23 protein-coding genes are annotated in these 24,420 nt (G+C 58.6%); 10 read left to right on the top strand and 13 right to left on the bottom strand.

The window, feature by feature from the left end; all coding sequences use genetic code 11:
- Nucleotides 1-34 precede the first annotated feature (34 nt).
- The 11 genes from speE to VIN96_RS02525 form a co-directional block, all read right to left on the bottom strand.
- Nucleotides 35-880: a polyamine aminopropyltransferase gene (speE, locus tag VIN96_RS02575; RefSeq protein WP_331893864.1), complete on the bottom strand. Its 846-nt coding sequence runs from the start codon at nt 878-880 to the stop codon at nt 35-37.
- A complete protein-coding gene (gene speD / locus VIN96_RS02570; RefSeq protein WP_414675585.1) occupies nt 877-1,347 on the bottom strand; it encodes an adenosylmethionine decarboxylase in 471 nt (156 codons plus the stop codon). Before speD ends, speE begins: the two co-directional genes overlap by 4 nt.
- 128 nt (nt 1,348-1,475) lie before the next feature.
- Nucleotides 1,476-4,886: a tetratricopeptide repeat protein gene (locus tag VIN96_RS02565; protein WP_331893863.1), complete on the bottom strand. Its 3,411-nt coding sequence runs from the start codon at nt 4,884-4,886 to the stop codon at nt 1,476-1,478.
- Nucleotides 4,886-5,614 carry an OmpA/MotB family protein gene (locus VIN96_RS02560; protein WP_331893970.1) on the bottom strand — a complete coding sequence of 243 codons (729 nt, stop codon included), beginning with the start codon at nt 5,612-5,614 and terminating at the stop codon, nt 4,886-4,888. Before VIN96_RS02560 ends, VIN96_RS02565 begins: the two co-directional genes overlap by 1 nt.
- Nucleotides 5,615-5,626: 12 nt before the next feature.
- A complete protein-coding gene (locus tag VIN96_RS02555; protein ID WP_331893862.1) occupies nt 5,627-6,331 on the bottom strand; it encodes a flagellar motor protein MotB in 705 nt (234 codons plus the stop codon).
- Between the two features lie 14 nt (nt 6,332-6,345).
- Nucleotides 6,346-7,074 (bottom strand): protein phosphatase CheZ, encoded by a 729-nt coding sequence (locus VIN96_RS02550; RefSeq protein ID WP_331893861.1) that lies wholly within the window; start codon nt 7,072-7,074, stop codon nt 6,346-6,348.
- A 19-nt stretch (nt 7,075-7,093) separates the two neighbouring features.
- On the bottom strand, nt 7,094-7,486 hold the full coding sequence (locus tag VIN96_RS02545) for a chemotaxis response regulator CheY (RefSeq protein WP_331893860.1): 393 nt from the start codon (nt 7,484-7,486) through the stop codon (nt 7,094-7,096).
- A 298-nt stretch (nt 7,487-7,784) separates the two neighbouring features.
- Nucleotides 7,785-8,624 (bottom strand): hypothetical protein, encoded by an 840-nt coding sequence (locus VIN96_RS02540; RefSeq protein WP_331893859.1) that lies wholly within the window; start codon nt 8,622-8,624, stop codon nt 7,785-7,787.
- Between the two features lie 47 nt (nt 8,625-8,671).
- Entirely contained in the window at nt 8,672-9,349 is a 678-nt protein-coding gene (locus VIN96_RS02535; protein WP_331893858.1) for a DUF6468 domain-containing protein, read from the bottom strand.
- 44 nt (nt 9,350-9,393) lie between these two features.
- Nucleotides 9,394-10,554, bottom strand: coding sequence for a flagellar motor switch protein FliM (gene fliM, locus VIN96_RS02530; protein ID WP_331893857.1), 1,161 nt, complete (start codon nt 10,552-10,554; stop codon nt 9,394-9,396).
- 24 nt (nt 10,555-10,578) lie between these two features.
- Nucleotides 10,579-11,142: a flagellar basal body-associated FliL family protein gene (locus VIN96_RS02525; RefSeq protein WP_331893856.1), complete on the bottom strand. Its 564-nt coding sequence runs from the start codon at nt 11,140-11,142 to the stop codon at nt 10,579-10,581.
- Between the two features lie 494 nt (nt 11,143-11,636).
- Between VIN96_RS02525 and flgF the strand changes: the two genes are divergently transcribed.
- The 4 genes from flgF to flgH all read left to right on the top strand — a co-directional run bounded on the left by flgF (nt 11,637) and on the right by flgH (nt 15,026).
- Entirely contained in the window at nt 11,637-12,380 is a 744-nt protein-coding gene (gene flgF, locus VIN96_RS02520) for a flagellar basal-body rod protein FlgF (RefSeq protein ID WP_331893855.1), read from the top strand.
- Between the two features lie 82 nt (nt 12,381-12,462).
- Nucleotides 12,463-13,248: a flagellar basal-body rod protein FlgG gene (flgG, locus tag VIN96_RS02515; RefSeq protein ID WP_331893854.1), complete on the top strand. Its 786-nt coding sequence runs from the start codon at nt 12,463-12,465 to the stop codon at nt 13,246-13,248.
- A gap of 10 nt (nt 13,249-13,258) precedes the next feature.
- On the top strand, nt 13,259-14,248 hold the full coding sequence (gene flgA / locus VIN96_RS02510; RefSeq protein ID WP_331893853.1) for a flagellar basal body P-ring formation chaperone FlgA: 990 nt from the start codon (nt 13,259-13,261) through the stop codon (nt 14,246-14,248).
- Nucleotides 14,249-14,264: 16 nt separating this feature from the next.
- The gene (flgH, locus tag VIN96_RS02505) at nt 14,265-15,026 is read left to right on the top strand and encodes a flagellar basal body L-ring protein FlgH (RefSeq protein WP_331893852.1); all 762 of its coding nucleotides are present in this window, start codon (nt 14,265-14,267) and stop codon (nt 15,024-15,026) included.
- A 178-nt stretch (nt 15,027-15,204) separates the two neighbouring features.
- Here the strand turns inward: flgH and dksA are convergent, their stop codons facing one another.
- On the bottom strand, nt 15,205-15,621 hold the full coding sequence (gene dksA / locus VIN96_RS02500; protein WP_331893851.1) for an RNA polymerase-binding protein DksA: 417 nt from the start codon (nt 15,619-15,621) through the stop codon (nt 15,205-15,207).
- 178 nt (nt 15,622-15,799) lie between these two features.
- On the bottom strand, nt 15,800-16,309 hold the full coding sequence (locus VIN96_RS02495; RefSeq protein WP_331893850.1) for a flagellar assembly protein FliX: 510 nt from the start codon (nt 16,307-16,309) through the stop codon (nt 15,800-15,802).
- Nucleotides 16,310-16,580: 271 nt separating this feature from the next.
- Between VIN96_RS02495 and VIN96_RS02490 the strand changes: the two genes are divergently transcribed.
- The 6 genes from VIN96_RS02490 (at nt 16,581) to VIN96_RS02465 (ending at nt 24,420) form a co-directional block, all read left to right on the top strand.
- Nucleotides 16,581-17,648 carry a Fe(3+) ABC transporter substrate-binding protein gene (locus tag VIN96_RS02490; RefSeq protein ID WP_331893849.1) on the top strand — a complete coding sequence of 356 codons (1,068 nt, stop codon included), beginning with the start codon at nt 16,581-16,583 and terminating at the stop codon, nt 17,646-17,648.
- Between the two features lie 80 nt (nt 17,649-17,728).
- The gene (locus tag VIN96_RS02485; RefSeq protein ID WP_331893848.1) at nt 17,729-19,468 is read left to right on the top strand and encodes an iron ABC transporter permease; all 1,740 of its coding nucleotides are present in this window, start codon (nt 17,729-17,731) and stop codon (nt 19,466-19,468) included.
- Nucleotides 19,465-20,550 carry an ABC transporter ATP-binding protein gene (locus tag VIN96_RS02480; protein WP_331893847.1) on the top strand — a complete coding sequence of 362 codons (1,086 nt, stop codon included), beginning with the start codon at nt 19,465-19,467 and terminating at the stop codon, nt 20,548-20,550. Before VIN96_RS02485 ends, VIN96_RS02480 begins: the two co-directional genes overlap by 4 nt.
- A gap of 201 nt (nt 20,551-20,751) precedes the next feature.
- Nucleotides 20,752-22,662: a flagellar hook-basal body complex protein gene (locus tag VIN96_RS02475; RefSeq protein ID WP_331893846.1), complete on the top strand. Its 1,911-nt coding sequence runs from the start codon at nt 20,752-20,754 to the stop codon at nt 22,660-22,662.
- Nucleotides 22,663-23,029: 367 nt separating this feature from the next.
- The gene (locus VIN96_RS02470; protein WP_331893969.1) at nt 23,030-24,106 is read left to right on the top strand and encodes a flagellar basal body P-ring protein FlgI; all 1,077 of its coding nucleotides are present in this window, start codon (nt 23,030-23,032) and stop codon (nt 24,104-24,106) included.
- Nucleotides 24,106-24,420 carry a rod-binding protein gene (locus VIN96_RS02465; RefSeq protein ID WP_331893845.1) on the top strand — a complete coding sequence of 105 codons (315 nt, stop codon included), beginning with the start codon at nt 24,106-24,108 and terminating at the stop codon, nt 24,418-24,420. The genes VIN96_RS02470 and VIN96_RS02465 overlap by 1 nt, the downstream gene beginning before the upstream one ends.

Here is a 24,420-nt window from a genome sequence, read left to right as displayed (position 1 = left end):
GCAAGCCGGGCTTTTGTTTTAACGCAATGCGGGTTCAGTTCATCAGGTCGAGTATGAACTGCGGCAAGGCGAACGCCGCTTTGTGCAGGTCCGGCGTATAGTAGCGGGTCTTGATATTTGCCTGCTGAAACCTGGTGCGCAGCACCTCGGCATCGATATCACGCAAACCTGCATCGTCCGTTCCCCACCCCAGCGTCATAAACCCACCGACGTAGGTCGGCACCACGGCGGTATAAAAACCGTTGTCGGAAAACGACTTCCCCATACGCCGATAGGTATTGGTGACTTCGTCGCCTTGAAAGAACGGCACGCCATTTTGCGTCACCAGAACGCCGCCGTCCTTCAGGCAGCGATGGCAATCGGCATAAAAGCTTTCGGTGAACAAGACTTCGCCGGGGCCCACCGGGTCGGTGGAATCGACGATGATGACGTCGAAGCGTTTGTCCGTTTCCGCCACGAACTTGACCCCGTCGGTGATGATCAAGTCGGTGCGCGGATCGTCGAAGGCACCCGCGGAAATTTCCGGCAAGTGTTTCACAGACAAATCCACGACCGAACGATCGAGCTCGACCATGGTGGCGTTCTTGACCGAACCGTGCCGCAAGACTTCACGCAAAATTCCGCCGTCGCCGCCGCCGATGATCAACACGTCTGTTGCATCCCCTTTGGCGAACAGCGGCACGTGAGTCATCATCTCGTGATAGACGTATTCGTCGCGCGTGGTGACTTGGACGATGTTGTCCAAAGCCATCACCCGGCCGAAGGTTGGTGTCTCAAAGATCACCAGATCCTGATGTTCGGTTTTTTCGTGAAACAGAACGGTGCTGATTTCGAAGCTCTGAGCGTACCCCTTGTGGAGCAGCTCCTCGAAGCGCTTCATTTGATCACGCCGCGTTTAAACGCGGACACGTCCATGTCTTCGGGCTGGAACGCGATCTTGATCGACGGCAATGCGTCGTGGGGATCGCAGTCGCCGCACATGAAGATGTCGATCGCCGCATAAGATTTTTCCGGCCACGTATGGATGGAAATGTGGCTTTCCGCCAGCACGACCACGCCGGACACGCCCGAATACGGTGAAAAATGATGAAAATGGCTGTGCAAGATCGTCGCACCCGCAACCACCGCTCCCTGACACAGAGCGTCTTCGATGGTTTTGGGATCGTCGAGATTGCTCGCCCCCCACAGCTCGACCAGGATGTGGTTGCCCGCATAGCGGACCCCATCGCGTTCGATGAAGTAGTCTTTGGTGTTGTCCACCACTGGATAGAGAGTCTGGGTCTCGGCCTGCATTTCGGAGGCCTCCTCCAGGTTCATTTCGAATTCGGCAAGTGCGTTGCTGTCCATGAGCGCGCCCCCAAACTAGAGTGACCCGAAAGGGAAGAGCGCGGTAAATACGCCAATGCGATTATGGGTTCAAGAAATATCGTACTTTTTACGTAAAAAAATTTCGCGCACGGTGCGCGCGCGCGCGATCAGTACAATGAGCTCAGTTGCCCGTCGGCGATCCGCTGGCGATAGACTTCCATGAAGCCTTGGAAATCGACGACTTTTTTGACGATCGGTTCCAGTCCGCGAAAATTCACCAAGCCCGTCTCGGGCGGTTCGGCGATCAAGCGGAACGCGTCGGCGTAGCTGGTCTGGGCCACGGCGGGACCGTAGGATTCGAGCAAGCGGGTGATCGCCACCTCGTTGCCGTCCAAAGTATGGGCGATCGCCAACGACAGCACGGCGGCGGCCTGGCTGTCGTTCATCGCTTTGTTGGGCTTTACGCCCAATCCCCGAACCACCTTGGCCAAAGACTTGGCGGCATTTTTCCAATCGCCCGCGCGCCAGTAGACGCCGGTGCGAACCAGTTCGGCATCTTGACTGACTTCCTGGGTTAGCAGTTCCAATGCCATCTGCGGCTTGTCCAAACCAATTTCGGCCTGTGCACGCAGCAAGACCCGTTGGCTCGCCAATGCATCGGCCACGGCGGGAACTTCGGTTTTATCCAGAGCCGACAAGGATTTTTCATATTTGCGATCGAGCAGATAGATCAGCGCCAACCGCGCGCCTACGCGCGCTTTGTCTTCGCCTTTGAGGCGGAAGTCGACTTGTTGTTCCAGCAGGTCCGCCGCGCGGTCCAGCAAGTCCACGCCGACCAAGCGATCGGCAAGGCGTCGAATCATCTCGTCGCCTAAGGCCCCCGGCGGGGTCAGTTCGCGAAACTCGTCGTAAAGCGCAATGGCGGTTACCGGTGGCAAGATATCCGCGCCGTCTTTTAAATAGAGAAAATTGAACGCGTCGCTCATCTGCTTGGTGACCTGATTGCTTTCCTCATGGTTGGGGAAATAGGTCGCCGCTTGGCGCAGTGTACGCAGACCGTTGCGGTAGAATTTCTGATCCAGATACAAAGATCCCAGGCGCCGCAGAAGTTCGAATTCGTAATTGTCGCCGCGCCACACGAAACGCAGCTTTTCATATTCTTCGATCGCATCTGCCGGGGTGAAAAGATTGCGTTTGAGCAAAAGTTCCGTGCGCGCCACCGCGGCCTTGGCCCGCGAGGGGCGGTGGCGTCCCTCCATCACCGCTTCCCAATCCGCGATTGCGCCATCGAAGTCGCCGCTCAATTCCTTGAGCTTGCCGGAAACGTATTTGATTTGATCCAACTGCGCTTGGGTCGGGTTATCGACACTCAGCACTTCGAGATACTGCGTCGCCTGTCTAACGTCACCCAATTCAACCGCCGCCGCCGCAACCAGCGTCGCCGTCGGCATCTTGAGAGATTTCGGATAAGGCTGGGTGATGGAACCGGTCTTGCGCAACTCGTACGCCGCATCGGCAAGCTTACCCTCGCCGGCCACCACGGCGGCGCGCCAAAACGTCGCTTCGTCGTAAGGGTCCAGATTGGGATTGAACAGATCGGTGCGCGCGTCCTCCATGCGCCCCATCATCCAACTGGCCGCCCCGTGCATCACCAAATACTCGGGTTCCTTAGCGTAGTCCGGTTCGCTGCGAACCATTTCCTGAAGCACGCCCAAGGCCTCGGCCTCGAACCCATTGGCGAAGAAAAACTGTGCCAAGTTGCGGTGGCTCTGTTTTTTCGCACGGTCGTTCTTGGCAAACGCCACTTCGCGCTGAAGGTCTTGTTTGGTTTCGGTGAACGACAGCAAGTCCGGGCGTTTCCACTTTTCCAGATCAAGGACCCTCGTCACAGGCCCCAAGCCCCCCATGCCGGCGCTGGCGGCCAATTGTTGCTGCAGGTCCACATTGGCCTTTTCTTCGGCGCTGACACTGGAAATCTGCAAGGTCCCGGTGCTGGTCACTTCGATGCCTTGGCGCAACGGCCGCACCCGCAAATCGTCCGACAACGGCTTCAACACCACACCTTGTTTGGATGGCAGGAAGCTGAGCTGCGGATACGACCATTCCCGCGACATACCGTGACCAAGCGGGATCACCGGCACTGCGATCAAGTTATCGCCGGCTTCGGGGTCGCGAAAGGCGATGATGTTGCCTGGTTCCGGCACAGCCACGAACAAGCGCGCACCCAAAGGCGAGTCCGGTTGGGAGTCGGCTTGCAGCGGCGCGCTGGGGATCAACGGCTGGGACATAAATTCCAAAACCCACGCCAGTCCCGCGCGTTTGATGTCGGGGTTGACGCTTTCCGCAGTGGTCATACGCAATACGGCGCCGTTTTGCGACGGCACTTGTTCGACCGAGGTGATCAAGCCCGCGCCATCGCGGATCAAGGCCTCGGTATCGATTTTTGCGCGCTTGTCAAAAATCACCCATAAATCGCCGCCACGCCGAAATACTGCCGCGCCGACCGGTTCGTCCCAGCTGAATTTCAAAGCCACAGCGCCTTCGGCGATGGTACTGGCCTGGGCGCGGGTTTCGATGCGCGTGTCCTCGACGGGCGGCGCGGCAGGCTGTGGGGCGGCCTGGGCTGCGGGTTGAGGCTCCAAACTCACCGGGGCCGACTGGGCCAATTCCACCGGCGCGGTTGGCACGGCGGCGGGCGGCGGCGGTTGTTCGCCTTCGGCGCTCGGCGGCGTTGGTGCGGATGCAGCAGCGACTGGCGTGGGCGCAGGTGTGGGTATGGAAGTAGGCTCTGGTGCGGCTGCGGGTGTGGCCGCAACGGCGGGCGCAGCGGCCTGGGTGCCGGGCGCGAACACATCGACCACCACTTTGGGGCCGCTGGCGAACGCCTTGATTTGCGACGTCGCATCGACCTTCAATGTGACGCTGAGATTGCCGTTGTCGACAAAGGTTTCAGCACCGGAGATGTTGCGCGTGCGACCGCCAGCCAAGGCCGCCACATTTGCGCGTCCCGGTTTGGCGAATTTGATGGTGGCGTTGACGCCATCGCGCACGACTTCGAAAGCGGTAGCAGCGGGCCAATCGAACACGATCCGCGAATAGGTGTCGTGAGCGCCGACGCGCACCGGAACAGTGGGGCCCTGCTGCGTCGCGACTTGCTGCCCCTGCACATTCCCTGCCTGGGGTGCGTTTGTCTGCGGTTGAGGCTGTTGAGCGGCACTGACGATGTCCACCACCACCGATGCACCGCTGTCGTAACTGCGAACCGAAAAATCGCCCTTGATGCGAAACACGACCGTGGCTTCGTTGGGCGCGGCTTCGGTCGAGGCGATCAGTTGTCCCAGCCCCCGCACCACCGGGCGCAGGTCCGCTTCGATGGGGCGCGAAAACGTGATCACCAACCGATCGCCGTCGCGGCTCGCCTGATGGCCGACCGGTTGGGGCCAGCGGAAGGTTAAACGGCCGTAGCCGTCACCCCGACTGGCGCGCACCTGAACCGGATCGGCCCAAGACACGGATGGGCTGGTGACGGCCGCCGTAATCAACGCGACCACAAAAAGAATGCCCCCCAGCCGCCCCATCAGTCGCCTCCCCCAACGGTGGGGAAAATTACGATATCGACGCGTCGGCCCAGCTTGGCGCGTTCGACTTCATCAATTTCCGGCAATTGGCCGTAGCGGCTGTCGGCATACCCGAACGCGATGATGTCATCGGTATAGCCCGACGCCCGCAAGGCGTTGGCCACCGCAGCCGAGCGCGCCACGGAAAGTTCCCAGTTGGTTTGAAAGCCGCTTTCACCTGACGGCAAACTGGGGTCGGTGTGGCCGTTGACGCCGATCTGATTGCCGACGTTGCGCAAAAGACTACCCAGCGTAAATAGGGCCGAGCGCGCTTCGTCGGGCATCTCCGCCTTTCCCGACGGGAACAACAGGTCACCCGGTAACGCCACCACCAAACGGTCGTCGAGCAGCATGATCTTAGAGGCCCTCAACAGCTCGTCTTCCTGCACGCCACGCTGCAAGACCCCGGACAGATAATCCAGGTCGGTGGCCTGTCGGCGAAAGATGGTGCCGATGTTGAATTCAGCCGTGGCCGCCGCGACGGTGGTCAGCTTGCCCGGGTTCAAGGTCTGGGTCAGGGTGTCGGTCATCGCGTCCCATTCGTCCATTTGCAGCGACGACATGGAAAACAGCAACACGAAGAAGGTCAGCATCAGGGATACGAGATCCGCGAACGTGACCATCCAGGCCGCTTTCGGGCCTGCTTGGCGTTGCATATCAGGGGTCATGTCGTCGTCGAGCATGGGCACAGCGTTCAAATGCTACCGGGCATTCTTGAACCGATCCTCCTCAGTGAATTGCAGTTTGGTTTTTTCGATGTCGCGGGTATAGAACCAGATCACGATTTCCCCGACATGGCCCGGACGCATGCCGACCGCGACGCTGTCGGGCGGAATGCCGCGCGAATTCATTTCATCGGCGAACGCCCCAGCGCGGCGCACTTCCAGCGTTTCTTCCGTCGGCATGGTTTTGCCGTCATCGGCGGTCGGTGTGCCGATCACGAACTCCAAATCGTAACGCAATCCCGACGGGCGGCTGGACAGCGCCGCTACGGTTCGGTCCAGCAGCGGAAACATTGCCGGACGGATGCGCGCCTCGTCTTGAAAAAACAAGCTGTCAGCCTTCAACAACAAGCGCATCTGCCGTCCCGGCTGAACGGTTTCGACTTTGTCGATGCCCAGGGCAGTGGAAAAAATGCCCGTCACCTGCTGCTGAAATTCCTGCCCCGCCAAGACGTCGCCGTCTTTGGATTGAAAGCTTTGCAGGTCCGCCGACGGCGGTACGATGGAAGTGAACGCGCTGGACAGGCTGTCCATCACCTTTTTCGATTTGGTTTCCTCGACGGTGGAAATCGTCACCAGCAAAATGAAGAACGCCAACACGACCAGATACAGCCCGAGAAACAGGGCGACGGTGTTGGGGCCCTCTTCAGGTAACCGCTTGATCTGGTCGTTCATGGTGTCCATGGCGGACGTGAGCCCTAGTCAAAACTTGCCAAAAGATCGTCGATCTCAGCCTGGCTCTTGGCCTTGTCGCCAAGCTGGGGACCCTCGAGAAGGTCCGCGTCGGTGATTTCTTTCTTCTCTTTCTTGCCCGTGGGTTCAGGCTTGGCATTTTTCTTCTGTGGCTTGATGATCTCGTCGCCGAGCGTCAACACCAAGGCATCGATGCGCTTTTCGATGTTTTTCAGCGCCGCAACCACTTTGCCGATGCGCTGCCCGGTGATGTCTTGAAAGGTGCAAGCCTCATAGATGTGTGTCGTGGCATCCATAAGCTTTGCCGAAACCGCATCGTTGACGTCACCCATCACCCCCTCGATCACTTCGCAATTGTCCATGATCGTGTTGGTCGCGTCAGCAGTCGCCGCGACGATGGCATCCAGCTCGTCGCTCGCACCGGGCAGATATTCCTCTTTTACGTCTTGAGGACGAATTTCCGCGATTTCGCGCTTCGCCGCATCGATGTAGGCCGCTAAGCGTTCCAGTTCGGCGTAAATGGTCACAGCCGGGTCGCGTTTGGCGCGCCTGGGCGCAGCGATCGGGACCGCTTTGCCTTTGCGTTTGACCTTTTTGGCGGCTGCAATGACCTGATCGACAGCTTTGACGGCGCGTTTTTTCACCGCACCGTCCTTAGCAGCAGACTTGGTACTGGGTTTTCTTATGGCCTTCGGCTTTTTAGCCGTGGCCGTATTCGACTTACGTCCGGCCATAAAGATTCCTCAGACGACCTTAGAAGTCGCCCAGCACACTGACCATCTTCGATTTGAGGGTATCAGCGTTGAAAGGTTTAACGATGTAGTTGGACACACCGGCTTCTTTCGCCGCGATCACGTTTTCTGACTTGGATTCCGCCGTCACCATGATGAAGGGAATATGCTTGAGCTTGTCGTCGGCGCGCACGTGACGCAGCAATTCAATGCCGGTCATGGGCTCCATGTTCCAATCGGAAATAACCAATCCGAAGTTCCCGCCGCCTTCTTTGAGCTTCTCGAGCGCCTGGGTTCCGTCCGTCGCTTCATCTACATTTTCGAAACCAAGTTGACGCAGAAGGTTTCGGATGATCCTGAGCATGGTCTTGTAATCATCCACGATCAGAACATTCATGTTCTTATCGACAGCCATCTGAACACTCCATTTCCCGGCTTAACTATCGCCTATATCTTAAGTCTGACTTTCCGTGCGTTCCCTGAGTTAACACGAAGGTCTTAGGTTTTCGCGATAGCAGTTCTTCACCGTTACCAAAGTTGAGCGCTTTTGCGCCTTTATTCCATTCGTTTCATCTCGGGACGCAGGAACTAGCTTGCAGGCTTTCATCCCCAAGAATCACAGAGCCAAAATGAATTTACCCTATCTTGGTAAAGGAGTCGCAAACAGTTCGCAACCTTTTAGAACAAACGTCTAAGCCTTTTTCAGCATGCTCTCACCCGCCCGCCGGGTTCGGTTCCGGCAACTTGCGCAACGCATTCAGTTCGACCGTCACCTCACGCGCCCGCTGGGGATTCATCTTCGCCATGATCGGCGCCAAAGAGCGTTCCTTCATCCGTTCCGCCACCTGCAGTAGCACGTCCATTTCCAACTCTTCGAAAATGAGTGCGGCATCCTTGGGCTTCATGTTTTCGTAGATCTTCACCAAGCTCATCAACTTGGCGTCCTGCTGTTCGTCATAGGTCTTGATCAAACTTTCGATCGTCGCCTGTAACGCCTTGAAATCTTGAATTTTTCTATCGATCCGAGATTCCGCGGCGGCGAGCAGCGCGACGCGGCTATCCAATTCACGGGCGCGCGCATCAATCTCGACACGGCGCTCGGCAAGCTTTTGCAACAAGTCGATTTCGGATTGCGTCAGCAACGTCGGATCGTCCGCCAACATGCGCGCGGCAACCGCGGCTTGGTCTTCTTCCGCCATCGCACCGGGGTCCAACCCATCGGTGGACATCAGTTCCGACGGCAACCCGTCAGCTGCGGGCATGGCGGCATCAGTGGCCGCTGGATCAGTTCCCGTTTGCGCCTGGGTGGTGGCGACGGACACGGTGCCGTTCAACACACCATCGACGCCTTCCCAGATATCGCCGACGCGCACGGTCAAGGTCAGGGTGGAAAAGAAGATGACCATCGGCAACAGGCGCACCTTAACAACCACTCGGCGCAACAGGCTGGGCTTTTTCGCCTCAGGCTCTTCGAACGAAAAGTCGAGCTCTTCGTCCGCTTCGGGCAGCGCATGCGCACTCCGCCGAACCGGGGTTATTCTGCCGATACTCATGTTCCCTTGCGCCATAGCCATTCAGTGCATTCCATAGATATATCCGCTCACTTCATCGAGCTGAGCGCCTTGAGCAGTTCACGTGCGGCATCCGTATCGCCAATGGACGGCTCTTCGGCGGAAGTCCCGCGTTTGTCGAGCAAGCGGTCCTGGGCGCTCAAGCCACCCAATCCGCCACCCAGTCTGCGTTGCTCGGACGATCGTTGCGCAGGCGCCGGTTCAGGATGCAAACTGACGCGCCGGGTCGTCTCGCCACGCGCCAATGAATTATCGTCTTTAGCCCCGAAGCGCGGCCCCGGACGCGTATCGGCACGCCCCCCCGGTCGGCCACCGGCACCCGGTGTCGCGGCGCGGATCGCTTCTTCGATCAGCAGGTCTTCATCCTCTTCTTCGGGTGAAAAGTCATGACGCTGCGATTTGGGTGCACGCACGGAAGCAACCATTTCATCCGCCGAACGTCCGCCGCGTTCCACCAGATAGGCCAAGTCGTCGCGCAAGGCTTCGGCCTTTTGGACGTCGGTTTGCAAGGCTTCGCTGGAAATCTTAAGCGCCTTGATGCCCGCTTCGGCCTTGACGGTGGCTTCGGCGAAGGTTTTGGCCAGTTCCATCAATTCGTTTTTGTCGCTGCGCAATTGTGCCAAACGCTGGTTGAGACGCACCGCATAGGTGATGGTCAGCACCAAAAGCACCGCAATGATGACGTCGAGTACGAAGGCAATTTGCACGTTTACCTCACTGGCGTTTGAGCGCCGTCCCTTCTGTGGCTCCGCTAGTCGTTCTTGGGCTTCTCATATCGACCATCGATGCGGATCGCAATCTGGTCGCCTTTGCGGCCCATACGCCCAAGATACATCGGGACGTCGCCACACAACAGCATGACTTGCGATTCCGGTGTCGCACCGAGATCCATATGTGATCCCTTTTGCATATCGAACACATCGCCCAAGCGCATGGTTTGGGTATCGAGCACGGCTTCCAGCTCGACTTCCGTCATCCACAGCTCTTCGGCCAAGTGAGTTTCCCAAATGCTGTCGCGACCGAACTTTTCGCCCATGAACATCTGCAGCAGCAGCTCGCGCACAGGTTCCAGCGTCGCATAGGGCAACAGCAGCTCCATTTGGCCGCCGCGGTCTTCCATATCGATACGCAACCGCGCCACGATGGCGGCGTTGGAAGGCCGGGAAATGGTCGCGAAACGCGGGTTGGTTTCCAGGCGGTCAAAACGGAACGTGACCGGCGAAAGCGGTTCGAACGCGCCCGACAGATCCGACAGCACCACGTGCACCATGCGTTCGACCAAGGATCGTTCGATGGTGGTGTAGGGACGACCTTCGATACGCATCGCCGCCGTGCCGCGTCGTCCGCCGAGCAAAACGTCTACGATCGAGTAGATCAGAGAGCTATCGACCGTCAGCAGACCGTAGTTGTCCCATTCCTCGGCCTTGAACACCGAAAGCATGGCCGGCAGCGGGATCGAGTTGAGATAATCGCCAAAACGGATCGAAGTGATGTTGTCGAGGGAGACTTCAACGTTGTCGGAGGTAAAGTTGCGCAATGACGTCGACATCAAACGCACTAAGCGGTCGAACACAACTTCGAGCATCGGCAGGCGTTCGTAAGACACCAGCGCCGAGTTGAGGATCGCCTGAATACCGGATTTCTGGTCGCCTTCTTCCAGGTCGTCATCGAAGCCGAGCAGACTGTCGATTTCGTCCTGGTTCAGAACGCGGGTTGATTCTCGTGGAGAACTACCGCCCGTAGCAGCCTCGCCGCCACCGCCGGAATCCAGCATTGCGGCCCATTCGGCGGCGAGATCGTCACCGTCGTCGCCACCGCCACCGCTGTCGGCATCGGGGTCGCCACCGCCCATGGCAGCCTCCCAGGCCGCCGCCATGGCATCTTGATCGACGTCTTCACCGGGCGCAGTCATGCTTTTGCCTAACCTCCGCTCGCCTTACTGGACGAGCATCTCCTTGAACAACACATCGTTGACCTTGGCGGGCGCCACAGCCACGCTTACGCGCTTGAGCAGCTCTTCACGCAGTCGGTACATGCCCGCCGACCCTTTCAGGTCTTCAATTCTAAGCTCGCGCAGGTAAATCTGAAAATTATCGACGATGCGCGGCATCATTTCTTCAATTCTGACGATATCGTCACCGCTTTCCAGTTCCAGACTGACGCGGATCTTCAAATAAACCGCCTTGCGCCCGCCGGTGTTAATGTTCACCAGCATTTCTTGCAAATCGTAGAACACGGCATCGCCGGAGATCACTTGCTGCTGATCGAGCTCCTCGACCGCAACCGCATCCTGACCGCCGGACAACATGTCAATCACCGGCTGCAAAAGACCCGTGAAGTAAGCCGCCGCGGCACCACCCAGAATCAACACCAGGACCGCCGCGATGACAATCAGGAGGCGCTTTTTACCAGAACCGCTTCCACCCTCGCCCTCGCCGCCTTCGTCCTCGGACTCACCGACGCCGTCGTCCAGGTCTTCTTCTAGTTCTTCGTCGGCCATGCCGTCTCCACTCGTTTTGAGTCCTGACTTATCATATCGAAACGCGCCCACGCGCACCGCATGTAAGTTAACTCAGCTCACCACAATATGATGCCGATGGTTAACAAGGGGTTGACCCAACCAAGAAAACCAAGGGGTTTGGCACCCTTTTACCATACGCGCCCCTCGTGCAACGCTCTCGTTTTTCATGCGAATCCATAAATGTCGGGGCTTAAACGCCACCACCTCACCCCCCCCTTCGCAAACCTCCCACGCCTCACCCTTTCTCTTTGGCGCCATGACCTTCTGAAAACGGCAAGTTCTGCCGGGCAGCCCCTGCCGCGCCCCCTTTTCATTCCCCCTCAAACGACGACCATAACCAACACAACGCATTGATTTGCAACGACATTAACAATTGGCACGGTCTCTGCATTTGTATTTAGCAACGGCACCTGCGCTCGAACGCAGACACAAACAAGCCGAACGGAAAACGATCTGAACCAAAGGCAAGTCTGATGGAAACTTCTTCATATATTGCGCTATCCCGCCTGGGAGCCTTGCGCCGAGAAATGAGCACCATCGCCAACAACATGGCCAACATGAACACCACCAGCTACAAAGGTGAGCGGATGATGTTCGTCGACCATATCACGCGCTCCAAGTCCGGGGACTTCATCGCCGACCAGCGCCTGTCGTTCACCCGCGACGTCGCCAGCTATCGCGATACCTCCGAAGGCACCATCGAACAAACTGGCAATCCTCTCGACATCGCCATTCACGGCGACGGCTATTTCGTGGTTCAAGGCCCCAACGGCGCCCAGCAGTATACCCGAAACGGCAACTTCCGCCTCGACAACACCGGCCAAATGGTCACGCAAAACGGCCAGCCTGTGCTGACCGATGCCGGTGCGCCGATTTTTTTCGCCCCGGAAGACACCAACATCGTGGTCAACGGTGACGGCACGATCTCGACGGAAAACGGCCAGATCGGCAAGCTTCAGGTTGTCACCTTCGACAGGCCTTTGGCTTTGCAACGCGCCGGCAACGGTTTGTACACCACCGATCAGGCCGCCATACCGATCGACCGGCCCCAACTGGCCCAGCACGCCCTGGAGCGTTCCAATGTTGAAGGCGTGTTGGAAATGACCCGCATGATCGAAGTCAGCCGTCGATACAAAAGCACCCAGAGCTTCATCGACAAAGAAGACGAACGCATCCGCAAGGCCATCAACGAACTGGCCAAAGTCGGCAGCAACTGATCAGCACTTGATCTGGCGTTGAGACCTTTAAGAGCCTCCGACAGACACAAAACAAACGCCAAAGAGCGAAAGGACGGAAACCATGAGATCTTTAAGCATCGCAGCCACCGGCATGTTGGCCCAGCAGCGCAACGTCGAAGTCGTATCCAACAACCTCGCCAACATGAACACCACCGGCTTCATGCGTCGGCGCACGGAATTCCACGACCTGCTGTATCAAAACCTGCGCCGTGTCGGTTCGACCTCTTCGGACGCCGGCGACATCGTGCCGTCGGGCGTGCAGATCGGTTTGGGCGTGAAGCTTGCCGCCGTTTATCGCATCCACGAACAAGGCAACCTCAACCCCACCGACAACGCCTTCGATCTAGCGGTTCAGGGGCGCGGTTTCTTCCAGGTGCAGATGCCCAACGGCGACACCACCTACACCCGCGACGGCACCTTTCAGCTCAACGCCAACGGCCAGATCGTGACCCATGACGGCTATCCCATCCTGCCCAACATCACAGTGCCGAGCAACGCTGTGGACGTCGCCATCAACACCTCCGGCGAAGTTCTGGTGAAGCTGGATGGTCAGGTCGCCTATTCCAACGTCGGCCAAATTCAGACCGCTATTTTCGCCAACGAAGCCGGTTTGGAATCCATCGGCTCGAACCTGTATCTGGAAACCCCGGCATCGGGCAACGCCACCACGGCGGCCCCCGGCACCACCGGTTACGGCACGATTTTGCAGGGTTTCCTAGAAACCTCCAACGTCAATGCGGTGGAAGAGATCTCCAACCTGATCTCCGCGCAGCGCGCCTACGAAATGAACTCCAAGGTCATCCAGACCTCGGATGACATGATGGGCACCTTGACGTCGCTGAGGTAAGGAGGACGCTATGAAACGCATTGCCTTTCTTTTCGCTCTCACGCTTTTGAGCGGCGCCCCTGCTCTGGCGGCCAGCGTCGGCGGACAAAAGCCCGCCGACACCGCCATCGAACACCCCCGAGGGTACGTCGCGCTTAACCACAGCATCCTCATCCAAGACGGTGTGATCCGTCTGGGCGATCTGTTTCAAGGCACGGGCGAATACGCAGAACGCGTCGTCGCCTATGCCCCGCGCCCCGGCTCGAGGGCCGTGTTCGATGCCCGCTGGCTCAAGCGGGTTGCTGCTGCATTCAAGCTGAATTGGCAGCCCGGTTCCGCGGCGGATCGCGTCGTCGTGGAACGCGACAGCCAAGTCATCAGCAAGAGCGAAATCGAAGCGCTGCTGTTCGAACGCCTGGTTGCCGAAGGCGGTGACGCCTCGTCGCGCGCCACACTGGCCAACCGCTCGTTTCGTTTGCACCTGCCGGTCGGCGAGGACTATTTGCTGGGTGTCGACCAAATCAACCTGGACGCCAGCACCGGCCGGTTCAGCGCCGTGCTCGCCTGGGGCAACGCCAAAGACGAACGCCGCCGCGTCAGCGGCCGGTTGGAACGTATGACCGAAGTCCCGGTGCTTGCCAAACGCAAGATGGGTGGCGACACCATCGAAGAGGGCGACTTGGAGTGGGTTGAGATGCCCCAGGCCCGGCTGGCGCGCAACGCCGTCACCGATCCCAGCCACCTCATCGGCATGGCCGCCAAGCGCACCATTTCGGCGGGCAACCCCATCACCGAAAACGACATCCGTCGGCCCGTCGACATCGCCAAAGGGGCTACCGTCACCATGGTCTTGTCGACCCCGAGCATGCGCCTGACCGCCAAGGGAAAAGCGCTTGAATCGGGTGCAACCGGTGACACCATCCGCATCTCCAACAGTCAAACCAGCACCGTGATTGAAGGCGTCGTCACCGGACCCGGACAGGTTCGCGTCGATGCGCAAGTCAATCTGGCGATGCGCTAATTTTAGGAGAGTAGCCATGAAACGGACCACCTCCCTGTTTAAAAACCTGATGCTCACCGCCACGTTGGCGGCCACCGTCAGCGCCTGCAACACCGTGTCGCGGATCAGTGAAATCGGCGACGGACCGGAATTGACGCAAATCACCAACCCCACGGTGATGCCCAATTATCGCCCGGTCAGCATGCCGATGCCCGCGCCGAAGGTTGCCGAAAACAACCCCAACTCGTTGTGGCGTCCTGGCGCACGGGCCTTCTTTAAGGATCACCGCGCCAAGGAAGTCGGCGACATTTTGACCGTCAGCTTGGCGTTGTCGGACAGCGCCGCGCTGCAAAACAAGACCGAACGCGCCCGCACCGACAGCGAAAGCGCCAACGTCACCAATTTGTTGGGCTTTGAAACCAAGCTGGCCAAGAACAATCTGCCCGCCGGCTTCAGCCCCACCGCCGCCGCCAATTTCGGCAACGACCACTCCACGTCAGGCGACGGCACCATCGACCGCAAGGAAACCATCAATCTGACCTTCGCCGCCGTGGTGACGCAAATTCTGCCCAACGGTGCACTGGTCATCCTGGGTCGCCAGGAGTTGATGGTGAATTCAGAAATGCGTGAGTTGGAATTAACCGGCGTGGTTCGCCCCGGCGACATCGACGCCGACAATTCCATCGCTCACACCCGCATTGCCGAGATGCGCGTCGCTTACGGTGGCCGCGGTACGCTCAGCAATCTCCAGCAGCCTCGCTGGGGAACTCAGCTCTGGGACATCCTGTTCCCGTTCTGAGCCTTTTAGATCGTTTCCGTTCGGAATTGGGGTACGCCCCTCTTCCACCCAACTTAAAGGCCGGAGCTTTGCTCCGGCCTCTCTTTTTGTCCACTTATCCTGTGGTTCGGATCGCAAAAAAGGCCGGAGCGGTGCTCCGGCCTTTTGCAATCGGTTCCGTGAAGACTTGGACCAAGCCTCAGTCGTCGCGGTGGGTTTTTTCCATACGTTCGTGGCGTTCCTGCGCATCGATGGTCAACGTCGCAATCGGACGGGCCTCCAAACGCGGAATGGAAATCGGCTCGTGCGTGTCTTCGCAATAGCCATAGCTGCCATCGTTGATGCGTTCCAGCGCTTCGTCGATCTTGGCGATCAGCTTGCGCGCACGGTCACGCGTGCGCAGTTCCAAGGCGCGGTCCGTTTCAATCGAGGCACGGTCGGCGATGTCGGGTTCGAGAATACCGCCTTCCTGAAGGTGTTCCAGGGTTTCGTGCGATTCCTTCAAAAGATCGCTCTTCCAATCCAGAAGCTTCTGGCGGAAGTACTCGAGCATCATCGGGTTCATAAACTCCTCCTTGGGGGAGGGTTTGTAATCGGGAGGAAGAGTCACGTTCATGTTCTGCCTATATCTCCCAGAGTGTGGATTTGGCGCGGAATATATGAAAGCGCTCGCCTCTAGGCAAGAGGCGTTTCACCTGATTGTGGATAAAGTCGCCTTTTAAGGGATGAACAAACGGATAAATTCACTGCAACAGCGCCGCGCAATCGCGCGACAGCCCCGTTTTTCACTGTGATCAGGAACTGCGGGCGTATTTGGCGATCTCAACCTCAGCGCGCAATTCGATGGCGTCGAGGATCGCATTGAGCTTTGGATCTTGCACTTTGACCCGTGCGGTCCGAATCCGCTTAGCCATTTCCATGAGGTTCTCTTTGGGGATGGCGCCGCGTAAAAGCGCATCCTGCAAGGCGGTCAAACGATCCAGAAGATCCTCACCATAGGATTGAGCCTGTTTCCGTGCCCGCCCATCGGTGGCATCGCCGACTTCTTGCATCGCCAGCAAAGCATCGACCCCGCTCAGCGTCACCGAGTCCGTGACGGCGCCTTCCGTGGAGGATGTCTCGCCCCCTCCGGACGCCCCACGCAATTGATCGGCGAACGCAGACGAACCGCCGCCAGAAACGCCCTTTTTGCGTTTCGAACGATCGACGCCTTTGCTCTGATCTACGTTTCCGATCTTCATACGTTTGGCCTGTTCGGTTGTGTCCAAGCGGGTGCACGCCAGACTCGGGCGTTGAAGCATCATAGAGCATGAACGCATTGGGTTAAATATCAGTTGATACAATCCGTCTCACGCGCATGCACCGAGGTTTTCGCCTTGATTTTGGAGCACAGTACCGAACCTGAAAATAGTTATTGCAAGTCATTCTCAATTAGGATAGCGTCCAAATCATCAATTGCGAATGATTATCAATTTCAAATCATTCCAAACTAGAATATCGATATTTCTGACGGACCATAAGCAAACTGACGTTTCATTCCCTCGCCCCCGAGCAGACCCGAGTTGGAGCCTTAAGATGAGTACCCCCATTCAACACAAACCCACACGCGCCCTATCGGTGCTGTCCCTGGCCGCCGCGACCCTCGCCCTTGTCGGGTTGAGCGCCACATCCCAGGCCGTGGCCGCGGATAAGGTCGTCAATGTCTATTCCTACCGCCAAGCCTTTTTGGTGGAGCCGCTGGTCAAGGCCTACGAGCAAAAGACCGGTGTCACCGTCAAGGTCGTCTCAGCCAGCAAAGGGCTGCTCCAGCGCCTGCAATCGGAAGGCATGAACAGCCCGGCCGACGTGGTGCTGACGGCGGACATCAACCAAATGGCCGAATTCACGGCCGACAATCTGCTCCAACCCATCAAAAGCGACGTCATTACGTCCAACATCCCCTCTCAGTATCGCGATCCCAACGGCCTTTGGACCGGCCTGACGATGCGCGCACGCGCCATCTACGCGCACAAAACCCGCGTTAAACCCGGTGAAGTGACGACGTATGAAGACCTTGCCAAACCGCACATGAAAGGCCGCGTCTGCACCCGTTCGGGCAAACATCCCTACAATGTGTCCTTGCTGGCGTCGGTGATCGCGGCGAAAGGCGAAAAAGAGGCCGAGACCTGGCTGCGCGGCGTGAAGGAAAATCTGGCGCGCCGCCCGCAAGGCAATGACCGCGCCCAGGTAAAGGCCGTCATGGAAGGCGAATGCGACGTCGCTCTGGGCAACAGCTACTACTTCGGCATGATGATCACCAACGATGAAAAGCCCGAACAAAAGGAATGGGCCAACGCCGTCAACATCATCTTCCCCAATCAAAACGACCGCGGCACCCACGTCAACGTGTCCGCCGCCGCCATCACCAAGAGCTCAAAGCACTACGACGAAGCGGTCAAGTTCCTTGAATTCCTATCGTCCGACGACGCTCAGGGCATCTACGCCGCGTCAAACTTCGAATATCCGCTGAAAGCAGGCGTGCCGCTCGATCCGTTGGTTGCCAGCTGGGGCACGTTCAAAGCCGACGATCGCAACTTGTCGGAGATCGTCAGCGCACACACCACCGCCACGAAAATGATGGACACCGTCGGCTTCGACCATTAAACCCACTCGGACCCGTGGAAACCCTCGCGATGCTTGGGTTTCCACGGTGTCGAGCTTTTATTGACAACAGCGGAACACAGATGCCCCATTCGGTCGCGTCACCTGGTCCCCAAAGCGCTTCCTCTCGCTTCAAACTGCCCAGAATTGATGTCTGGGCTTTTGGCACGCTTGCGGTCGCGATCGCCGTGGCGATGCCGATCTTGTGGGTGATCGGCTTGGCGCTCACCCCGTCGGGCGATATGTGGAGCCACCTGGTCGAAACCGTCTTGGGCCGACTGGTGTTCAACACCGTGTTGTTAATGGTTGGCGTGGGAGTGGGCACCTTCGTCATTGGTACCGGCACCGCGTGGATCGTCACCATGTGCCGGTTTCCGGGGCGGCGCATTTTCGAGTGGGCGCTGCTGATTCCCATGGCCGTGCCAGCCTACGTGATCGCATACGTCTATACCGACTTGTTGGAATACTCCGGCCCCATTCAGGGCATGATCCGCGACGCATTCGGTTTTCAAACCCGCCACGACTACGTCTTTCCGGAAATCCGCTCGCTGGGCGGCGCCATCACCATGATGACGTTGGTGCTGTATCCATACGTCTATCTTTTGGCGCGTGCAGCATTTCTAGAACAGAGCGTGTGCGTTCTGGAAGCCAGCCGCACGCTCGGCAAAGGCCCGTGGACGAGCTTTTTCAAAGTCGCCCTGCCGCTTGCGCGGCCGTCCATCGCGGTGGGCGTCAGCTTGGTGATGATGGAAACCTTGAACGATTTCGGCACCGTCGATTTCTTCGCCGTCGCGACCTTCACCGCCGGTATTTTCGACGTTTGGCTGAATATGAACAGCCCGTCCGGCGCGGCGCAACTGGCAAGCATGCTGTTGATGTTCGTGATCGTCTTGGTCGGCCTGGAACGCTACGGCCGGCGCAAACAGAAATTTCACCACACCTCCACCCATGTGCGCGCCCTGCCCGGTTTTCGCCTATCCGCCCCGGTGGCGACGCTGGCCTTTATGGCTTGTGCCATCCCGGTGACGCTGGGTTTTGCCGTGCCCGCCTGGGTGTTGGGCAGCTACGCCATGGACTTTTATCAAGACACCCTGGATGCCGACTTTTGGACCTTTACCGGCCATTCACTGCTGCTGTCGGGTTTGGCCGCCATCATGGCCATCGTGCTGGGTGTGTTTCTCGCCTACAGCCTGCGCCTCGGCCAAGCATCGTGGGTACGCGGCGTAACGCGCTTGGCGGCGCTGGGCTACGCGGTGCCCGGCGCGGTGCTGGCGATCGGCATTTTGATGTATCTGGGCTGGCTCGACAACACCATCGACGGCTGGACGCGACGTACATTTGACGTCTCGACGGGGCTGATCTTTTCCGGCACTGTGCTCGCCGTGACGTTCGGCTATGTGGTGCGTTTTTTGTCGTTGTCGTTCGGGTCTGCCGAGGCGGGCCTCGGTAAAATCACCGCCAACATGGACGGTGCGGCGCGCACCTTGGGCGCCGGCCCGATGGCGACGCTTCGCCGCGTTCATCTGCCGATGATGCAAGGTTCGATCATGACCGCGGCGTTGCTGGTGTTTGTTGATTGCATGAAGGAACTTCCTATGACGGTGATCCTGCGTCCGTTCGATTTTGAGACGTTGGCGACCTTCGTGCATCAATACGCGTCGGATGAATTGCTGCCCGAAGCCTCGCTGGCGGCGTTGACCATCGTCGGCGCGGGAATCATTCCGGTTATTTTGCTGAGCCTCACCATCGCGCGTTCGCGCACCGGTCAGGCTGCACAAGTCGCCGAGCCCACGTTGCTTGATCTTGAGGAGGCCGCGCCATGACCTCGGGTCTTGTGATGGAACGCATCCGCCATGCGTTCGGCGCGGCGGAAGTCCTCAAGGACGTGTCCCTGGTCGCCGAAGCGGGCAAACTGACGTGCCTGCTGGGCCCCAGCGGCTGCGGCAAAACCACCTTGCTACGCCTCGCCGCCGGATTGGAAACGGTGCAAAACGGTCGCGTCTACTTGCAAGGCAAAATGGTCGCCAACGGACATGACGGCATGTGCCTGCCCCCGGAACAACGCGGCATCGGACTGATGTTTCAAGATTACGCGCTGTTTCCACACTTGAGCGTGTACGAAAACATCGCTTTCGGCATCAAAGATTTGACGTCTGAGCGTCGGCAATGGATCGAAGCGGGACTGGAACGCATGGGTGTGGCCAAGCATCGCAACAGCTATCCCCATGTGCTTTCCGGCGGTCAACAGCAGCGTGTGGCGTTGCTGCGTGCACTCGCACCGGAACCGCAAGTGTTGCTGTTGGATGAACCGTTTTCCGGTCTCGACGTGACGCGTCGCGCTCAGGTTCGCGAAGACACGCTCAATTTCCTCAAGGAATGCGGCGTGGCTGTGTTGATGGTCACGCACGACCCCGAAGAGGCCATGTTCATGGCCGATCACATCGTGGTCATGAAAAGCGGCAAAGTGGTTCAGGCGGGCACCCCGGTGCAGATCTACTTCCATCCCAACGACGCCTTCGTCGCGGAGCTGTTTGGGCCGATGAATCACTTCGAAGGCGTTGTCGATAAGGGTCAATTGCAAACCCCGTTCGGCCCCTTCCCGATCCCTTCGATCCCCGACGGCCAACACGCCCAAGTGCTGGTGCGTATGGAAGGCATTCGCGTGACCATGGGGGCAAACCACGAAGCGCCCGAAGGGTGCTGTTCGACCACCGGACGCATCGAAGAAGCCTACCTCCTGGGGCGTTCCAGCCACCTGCACATTCTCGTGCCGCGCACCCCTCGAAGCGCCACTGATGAAGTGCGTTTGCATGTGCGCGTGCCCGGCGTGATGAAGCCCGAAGAAGGCGCCGCTGTCAGCGTGTGGGCCGACCCCAAGCAAGTGTTCGCCTTCGCCATCCCTTAACCGGGCCCGGCAAGTTTTGCTCACCTGCACCTCCACCGCTGTGAACTGGGGCAAACCTTGCCCATCGCGCCAGTTACTTTTTATTTAAAAACAAGTGATTAGACTCAAGGTTCCGCTGGCATCCTTCTTGCTACGTGATCTGTAGATTTTTGTGCGCGACACCACTGTCACGTGAGTACACCGTCAAGACGGAGAAGCCCGATGGCGATTTATGGCGCCTTTTCCACATCCGTGCTCGGCATGATGAGCCAAACCGCCGCCCTGCATAACATTGGCACCAATGTCGCCAATGTGAACACCGGCGGCTATAAACGGATCGACACATCGTTTTCGACCGTGCTCAGCCACACTGTGCAAACCTTGTCCGACATTGGCGGCGTGCGCCCCAGCGACAAATCGACCATCACTCAGCAAGGCAACATCGTGTCCAGCGAGTCCGCCACCGATGTCGCCATCGCGGGTAAAGGCTTCTTCGTCCTCAACACCAAACAGGATGGCAGCGGTCAGCAATTGTTTACCCGCGACGGCAGTCTCGAAATCGCTACCGTGAACGACGTTTCCGTGACTGGAATCGGCGGCACCTCAGTCACCACAAAAGACGGCTATCTTGTTGATAAGAATGGTTATTTCGTTCAGGGCTGGCCCTACACAAACGGAACCGTGTCAACCTCCGCCACGCCCCAAAGTCTGCGCGTCGATCAGTATGCTTTCATCGGCCAGTTCGAGCCGACCACCACGGCAACGCTTGGCCTGAACCTTCCCGCCAACGATGCCATCGGCAAGGTTCGCCAATTCGACGTCAGTCTCACCGACAGCCTGGGCGCGAGGCAAACGGCACAGCTCAACTTCACCAAAACCGGCATCAATACGTGGAGTGTCACCAGCACCACCTCGCAAGCGCCCGTCGCACAGGTGGATACGGTAACCCTTGGGGGATCGGTCGGCGAAGTTGGCGACGTTTACAGCGTCACCGTCAACGGCGTGACCAAGACCTACACCACGCTTGGCACAGAGGCGAACATCGATGTCATCCGCGACGCGCTGGTCACCAGCATCAACGCCGACACCTCCATCAACGGCGCCGTAACCGCCAGCGCGGGGGCCACCGGCGCGTTGCTGATTACCTCCGACACCGCAGGAACCACGATCACCACCTCGGCCACTGCCACCCAAGGTCCGGCCAGCGTTGCCCAAGTGGATAACATAACCCTGGCAGGCGGGGTGGTTGCGGGCGACACCTATAGCGTCACGATCAACGGCACCGCGTTCACCGCGACCGCCGGGGCTGCCTCGACCCTGACCACGTTGCGCAACGACTTGATCGCGCAGATCAACGCCGACCCCACAGCCAGCGCATTGGTCACCGCCACCCCCAGCGGCGCCGATCAATTGGTGATCACGGCGGATACGGCGGGCACGCCCATCACCCTGAGCACCGCGACAACCGATGCCGGCGGAGCGCCCGCCAACACCATATCCGCGACAAACGTCACGCCGAATTTCACCGCCGTGGCCGACAACACCGCCAGCGCGGTTACCACCACAGCCAACGCGGGCAGCACCCAAACCAGCGCGGCAACGGCAATGACGTTCAACGCAAACGGCCAACTGTCCACGCCGACCACGCTGAATTTGGCGCTGTCGTTTTCGAGCGGTTCGACGGCAAGCATCGCGATCGACATCTCGCCGATGACGCAATACTCCAGCGCGGGCGACGACCTCAATGCGTCGTATTCCAAAAACGGTTATGCTTCGGCGAATATGCGCTCGTTCAGCTTTGACACCAACGGCAACGTCATTGGCGTGTTCGAAGACGACACCTATCGCAGCATTTACAAATTGTCGCTGGGCGTGTTTGCCAATCCTGACGGCCTCGACCCTAGAAATGGCAATGTCTATGCGGTCAGCCCGGAATCCGGAAATGTAACGATTACGTCAGCTGATTCAAATGGTTATGCAGTATTCACCCCCAATGCGCGGGAACTGTCGAACGTCGACATCGCCGAAGAGTTCACCAGAATGATGACCACTCAAACTGCCTACAACGCTTCATCGACGGTGTTTAAAACTACCGATGAAATGACCACCGTGGCGCGTGATCTGAAACGTTAACGCAGCCGGTTTCCTGGTCCGCCTCAATCGCTCGGCACTTTTTGCCCCTGCACGGCAGCCTCTGCCCTGCGGGGGTATTGTTTTACCCCTGCAAAAATCATCATTCATCATTATTTTCAGCCACTTACAAACACACAAGAAGTGGCACGATATTCGCATCACTATTCCCGAAGCGGCGCCAACGCCGCACACGACATAAAGCCCGCAAATGGGCCATTGAACGGGAAACGAAACGATGAACCGCGCACTTGATTTCAGAACGCTGCCCGTATCGGCGCTGAATGACGACCAGACGCCAGCCGCCGTGAAAACGCGCTTGATGTTTGCGCAAGCCTTCGGCGCGGGTCTGTTCAGTCTGGTTTTGCTGATGCTGGTGGCCTGGGCCAGCCCCGCCAACGCCGCATCGCGGATCAAGGACGTGGTCGATTTCGAAGGCGTGCGCGACAACATGCTGGTCGGTTACGGGTTGGTGGTCGGTCTCAACGGCACCGGTGACACGCTGAAAAACGGCCACTTCACCAAACAAAGCCTGCTCGCCATGCTCAATCGCCTGGGCGTCAAGCCGACCGAAGCGGGTCTGGATTCCAAAAACGTCGCCGCGGTCATGGTCACCGCGTCGCTGCCGGCCTTTTCATCCAAGGGCTCACGCGTCGACGTCACAGTCAGCGCACTGGGCGACGCGAAGAACCTGCTCGGCGGCACGCTTCTGGTAACCCCGCTGCTGGGCGCAGACGGTGAAGTTTACGCCGTGTCGCAAGGCCAAGTCGCGGTCGGCGGCTTCTCCGCCGGTGGTGCGGGCGAAACCGTCACCAAGGGCGTGCCGACATCGGCGCGCATCGCCAACGGCGCCATCGTCGAACGCGAAATCGGTTTCGACATGGATCGTATGAACAGCGTCAAGCTGAGCCTGCGCAACCCCGACTTCACCACCGCGCGGCGCATCGCCCAAGCGGTCAACGCATTTCTCGGCACCACCGCAGCCAGCGCCACCGACCCCAGCACGGTGCAAATGAACGTGCCCGACGCTTACCAAAACAACGTCGTCAACCTCATCACCGACGTCGAGCAACTGCGCATCGAACCCGATCAAATCGCCCGCATCATCATCGACGAGCAATCGGGCGTCATCGTCATGGGCGAAAACGTGCGTCTGTCGACGGTGGCGATTGCCCAGGGCAACTTGACCATCCGCATCACCGAAACGCCGCAGGTCTCGCAACCCGGACCGTTTTCGCAGACCGGCACCACCACCACGGTTGCGCGCACCGACGTGCAGGTCGACCAAGGCGGCAACAGCCGTTTGGCGGTGGTCCAAGACGGCGTGTCGTTGCAAGAGTTCGTCAACAGTCTCAACGCATTGGGCATCGGCCCGCGGGACATGATCACCATCTTGCAAGCCGTCAAAGCCGCCGGCGCACTGCAAGCTGAAATCGAGGTGATGTGATGACCAACGTCATGCAAATGGACATCGAGACCGCCATGGCCCAGGGCCCGGCCCTGCCCAAATTTTCCAAGACGGCGGACCTCAACAAGATCCGCGAAACCGCGCAAGACTTCGAAGCCGTGTTCCTGTCGCAGATGCTCAAGCCAATGTTCGAAGGCATCGAAACCGACGGTCCTTTCGGCGGCGGCCAGGCGGAAGGCATGTGGCGGTCCTTGATGGTCGATGAATACGGCAAATCCATCGCCAAAAACGGCGGCATCGGCATCGCCGACGCGGTGATGTCGGAAATGCTCAAATTGCAGGAGGTACAGTGA

Source organism: Magnetovibrio sp. (assembly GCF_036568125.1).
Taxonomy (GTDB): domain Bacteria; phylum Pseudomonadota; class Alphaproteobacteria; order Rhodospirillales; family Magnetovibrionaceae; genus Magnetovibrio.
The sequence above is the reverse complement of the archived record's forward strand: the minus strand, read 5'-3'. Positions and strand labels throughout refer to the sequence as shown.

Coding starts and splice junctions, on each gene's coding strand:
- speE (WP_331893864.1), bottom strand. CDS start 880: ATGAAGCGCTTCGAGGAGCTGCTCCACAAGGGGTACGCTCAGAGCTTC.
- speD (WP_414675585.1), bottom strand. CDS start 1,347: ATGGACAGCAACGCACTTGCCGAATTCGAAATGAACCTGGAGGAGGCC.
- VIN96_RS02565 (WP_331893863.1), bottom strand. CDS start 4,886: ATGGGGCGGCTGGGGGGCATTCTTTTTGTGGTCGCGTTGATTACGGCG.
- VIN96_RS02555 (WP_331893862.1), bottom strand. CDS start 6,331: ATGGACACCATGAACGACCAGATCAAGCGGTTACCTGAAGAGGGCCCC.
- VIN96_RS02550 (WP_331893861.1), bottom strand. CDS start 7,074: ATGGCCGGACGTAAGTCGAATACGGCCACGGCTAAAAAGCCGAAGGCC.
- VIN96_RS02545 (WP_331893860.1), bottom strand. CDS start 7,486: ATGGCTGTCGATAAGAACATGAATGTTCTGATCGTGGATGATTACAAG.
- VIN96_RS02540 (WP_331893859.1), bottom strand. CDS start 8,624: ATGAGTATCGGCAGAATAACCCCGGTTCGGCGGAGTGCGCATGCGCTG.
- fliM (WP_331893857.1), bottom strand. CDS start 10,554: ATGACTGCGCCCGGTGAAGACGTCGATCAAGATGCCATGGCGGCGGCC.
- VIN96_RS02525 (WP_331893856.1), bottom strand. CDS start 11,142: ATGGCCGACGAAGAACTAGAAGAAGACCTGGACGACGGCGTCGGTGAG.
- flgF (WP_331893855.1), top strand. CDS start 11,637: ATGGAAACTTCTTCATATATTGCGCTATCCCGCCTGGGAGCCTTGCGC.
- flgG (WP_331893854.1), top strand. CDS start 12,463: ATGAGATCTTTAAGCATCGCAGCCACCGGCATGTTGGCCCAGCAGCGC.
- flgA (WP_331893853.1), top strand. CDS start 13,259: ATGAAACGCATTGCCTTTCTTTTCGCTCTCACGCTTTTGAGCGGCGCC.
- flgH (WP_331893852.1), top strand. CDS start 14,265: ATGAAACGGACCACCTCCCTGTTTAAAAACCTGATGCTCACCGCCACG.
- dksA (WP_331893851.1), bottom strand. CDS start 15,621: ATGAACGTGACTCTTCCTCCCGATTACAAACCCTCCCCCAAGGAGGAG.
- VIN96_RS02495 (WP_331893850.1), bottom strand. CDS start 16,309: ATGATGCTTCAACGCCCGAGTCTGGCGTGCACCCGCTTGGACACAACC.
- VIN96_RS02490 (WP_331893849.1), top strand. CDS start 16,581: ATGAGTACCCCCATTCAACACAAACCCACACGCGCCCTATCGGTGCTG.
- VIN96_RS02485 (WP_331893848.1), top strand. CDS start 17,729: ATGCCCCATTCGGTCGCGTCACCTGGTCCCCAAAGCGCTTCCTCTCGC.
- VIN96_RS02480 (WP_331893847.1), top strand. CDS start 19,465: ATGACCTCGGGTCTTGTGATGGAACGCATCCGCCATGCGTTCGGCGCG.
- VIN96_RS02475 (WP_331893846.1), top strand. CDS start 20,752: ATGGCGATTTATGGCGCCTTTTCCACATCCGTGCTCGGCATGATGAGC.
- VIN96_RS02470 (WP_331893969.1), top strand. CDS start 23,030: ATGCTGGTGGCCTGGGCCAGCCCCGCCAACGCCGCATCGCGGATCAAG.
- VIN96_RS02465 (WP_331893845.1), top strand. CDS start 24,106: ATGACCAACGTCATGCAAATGGACATCGAGACCGCCATGGCCCAGGGC.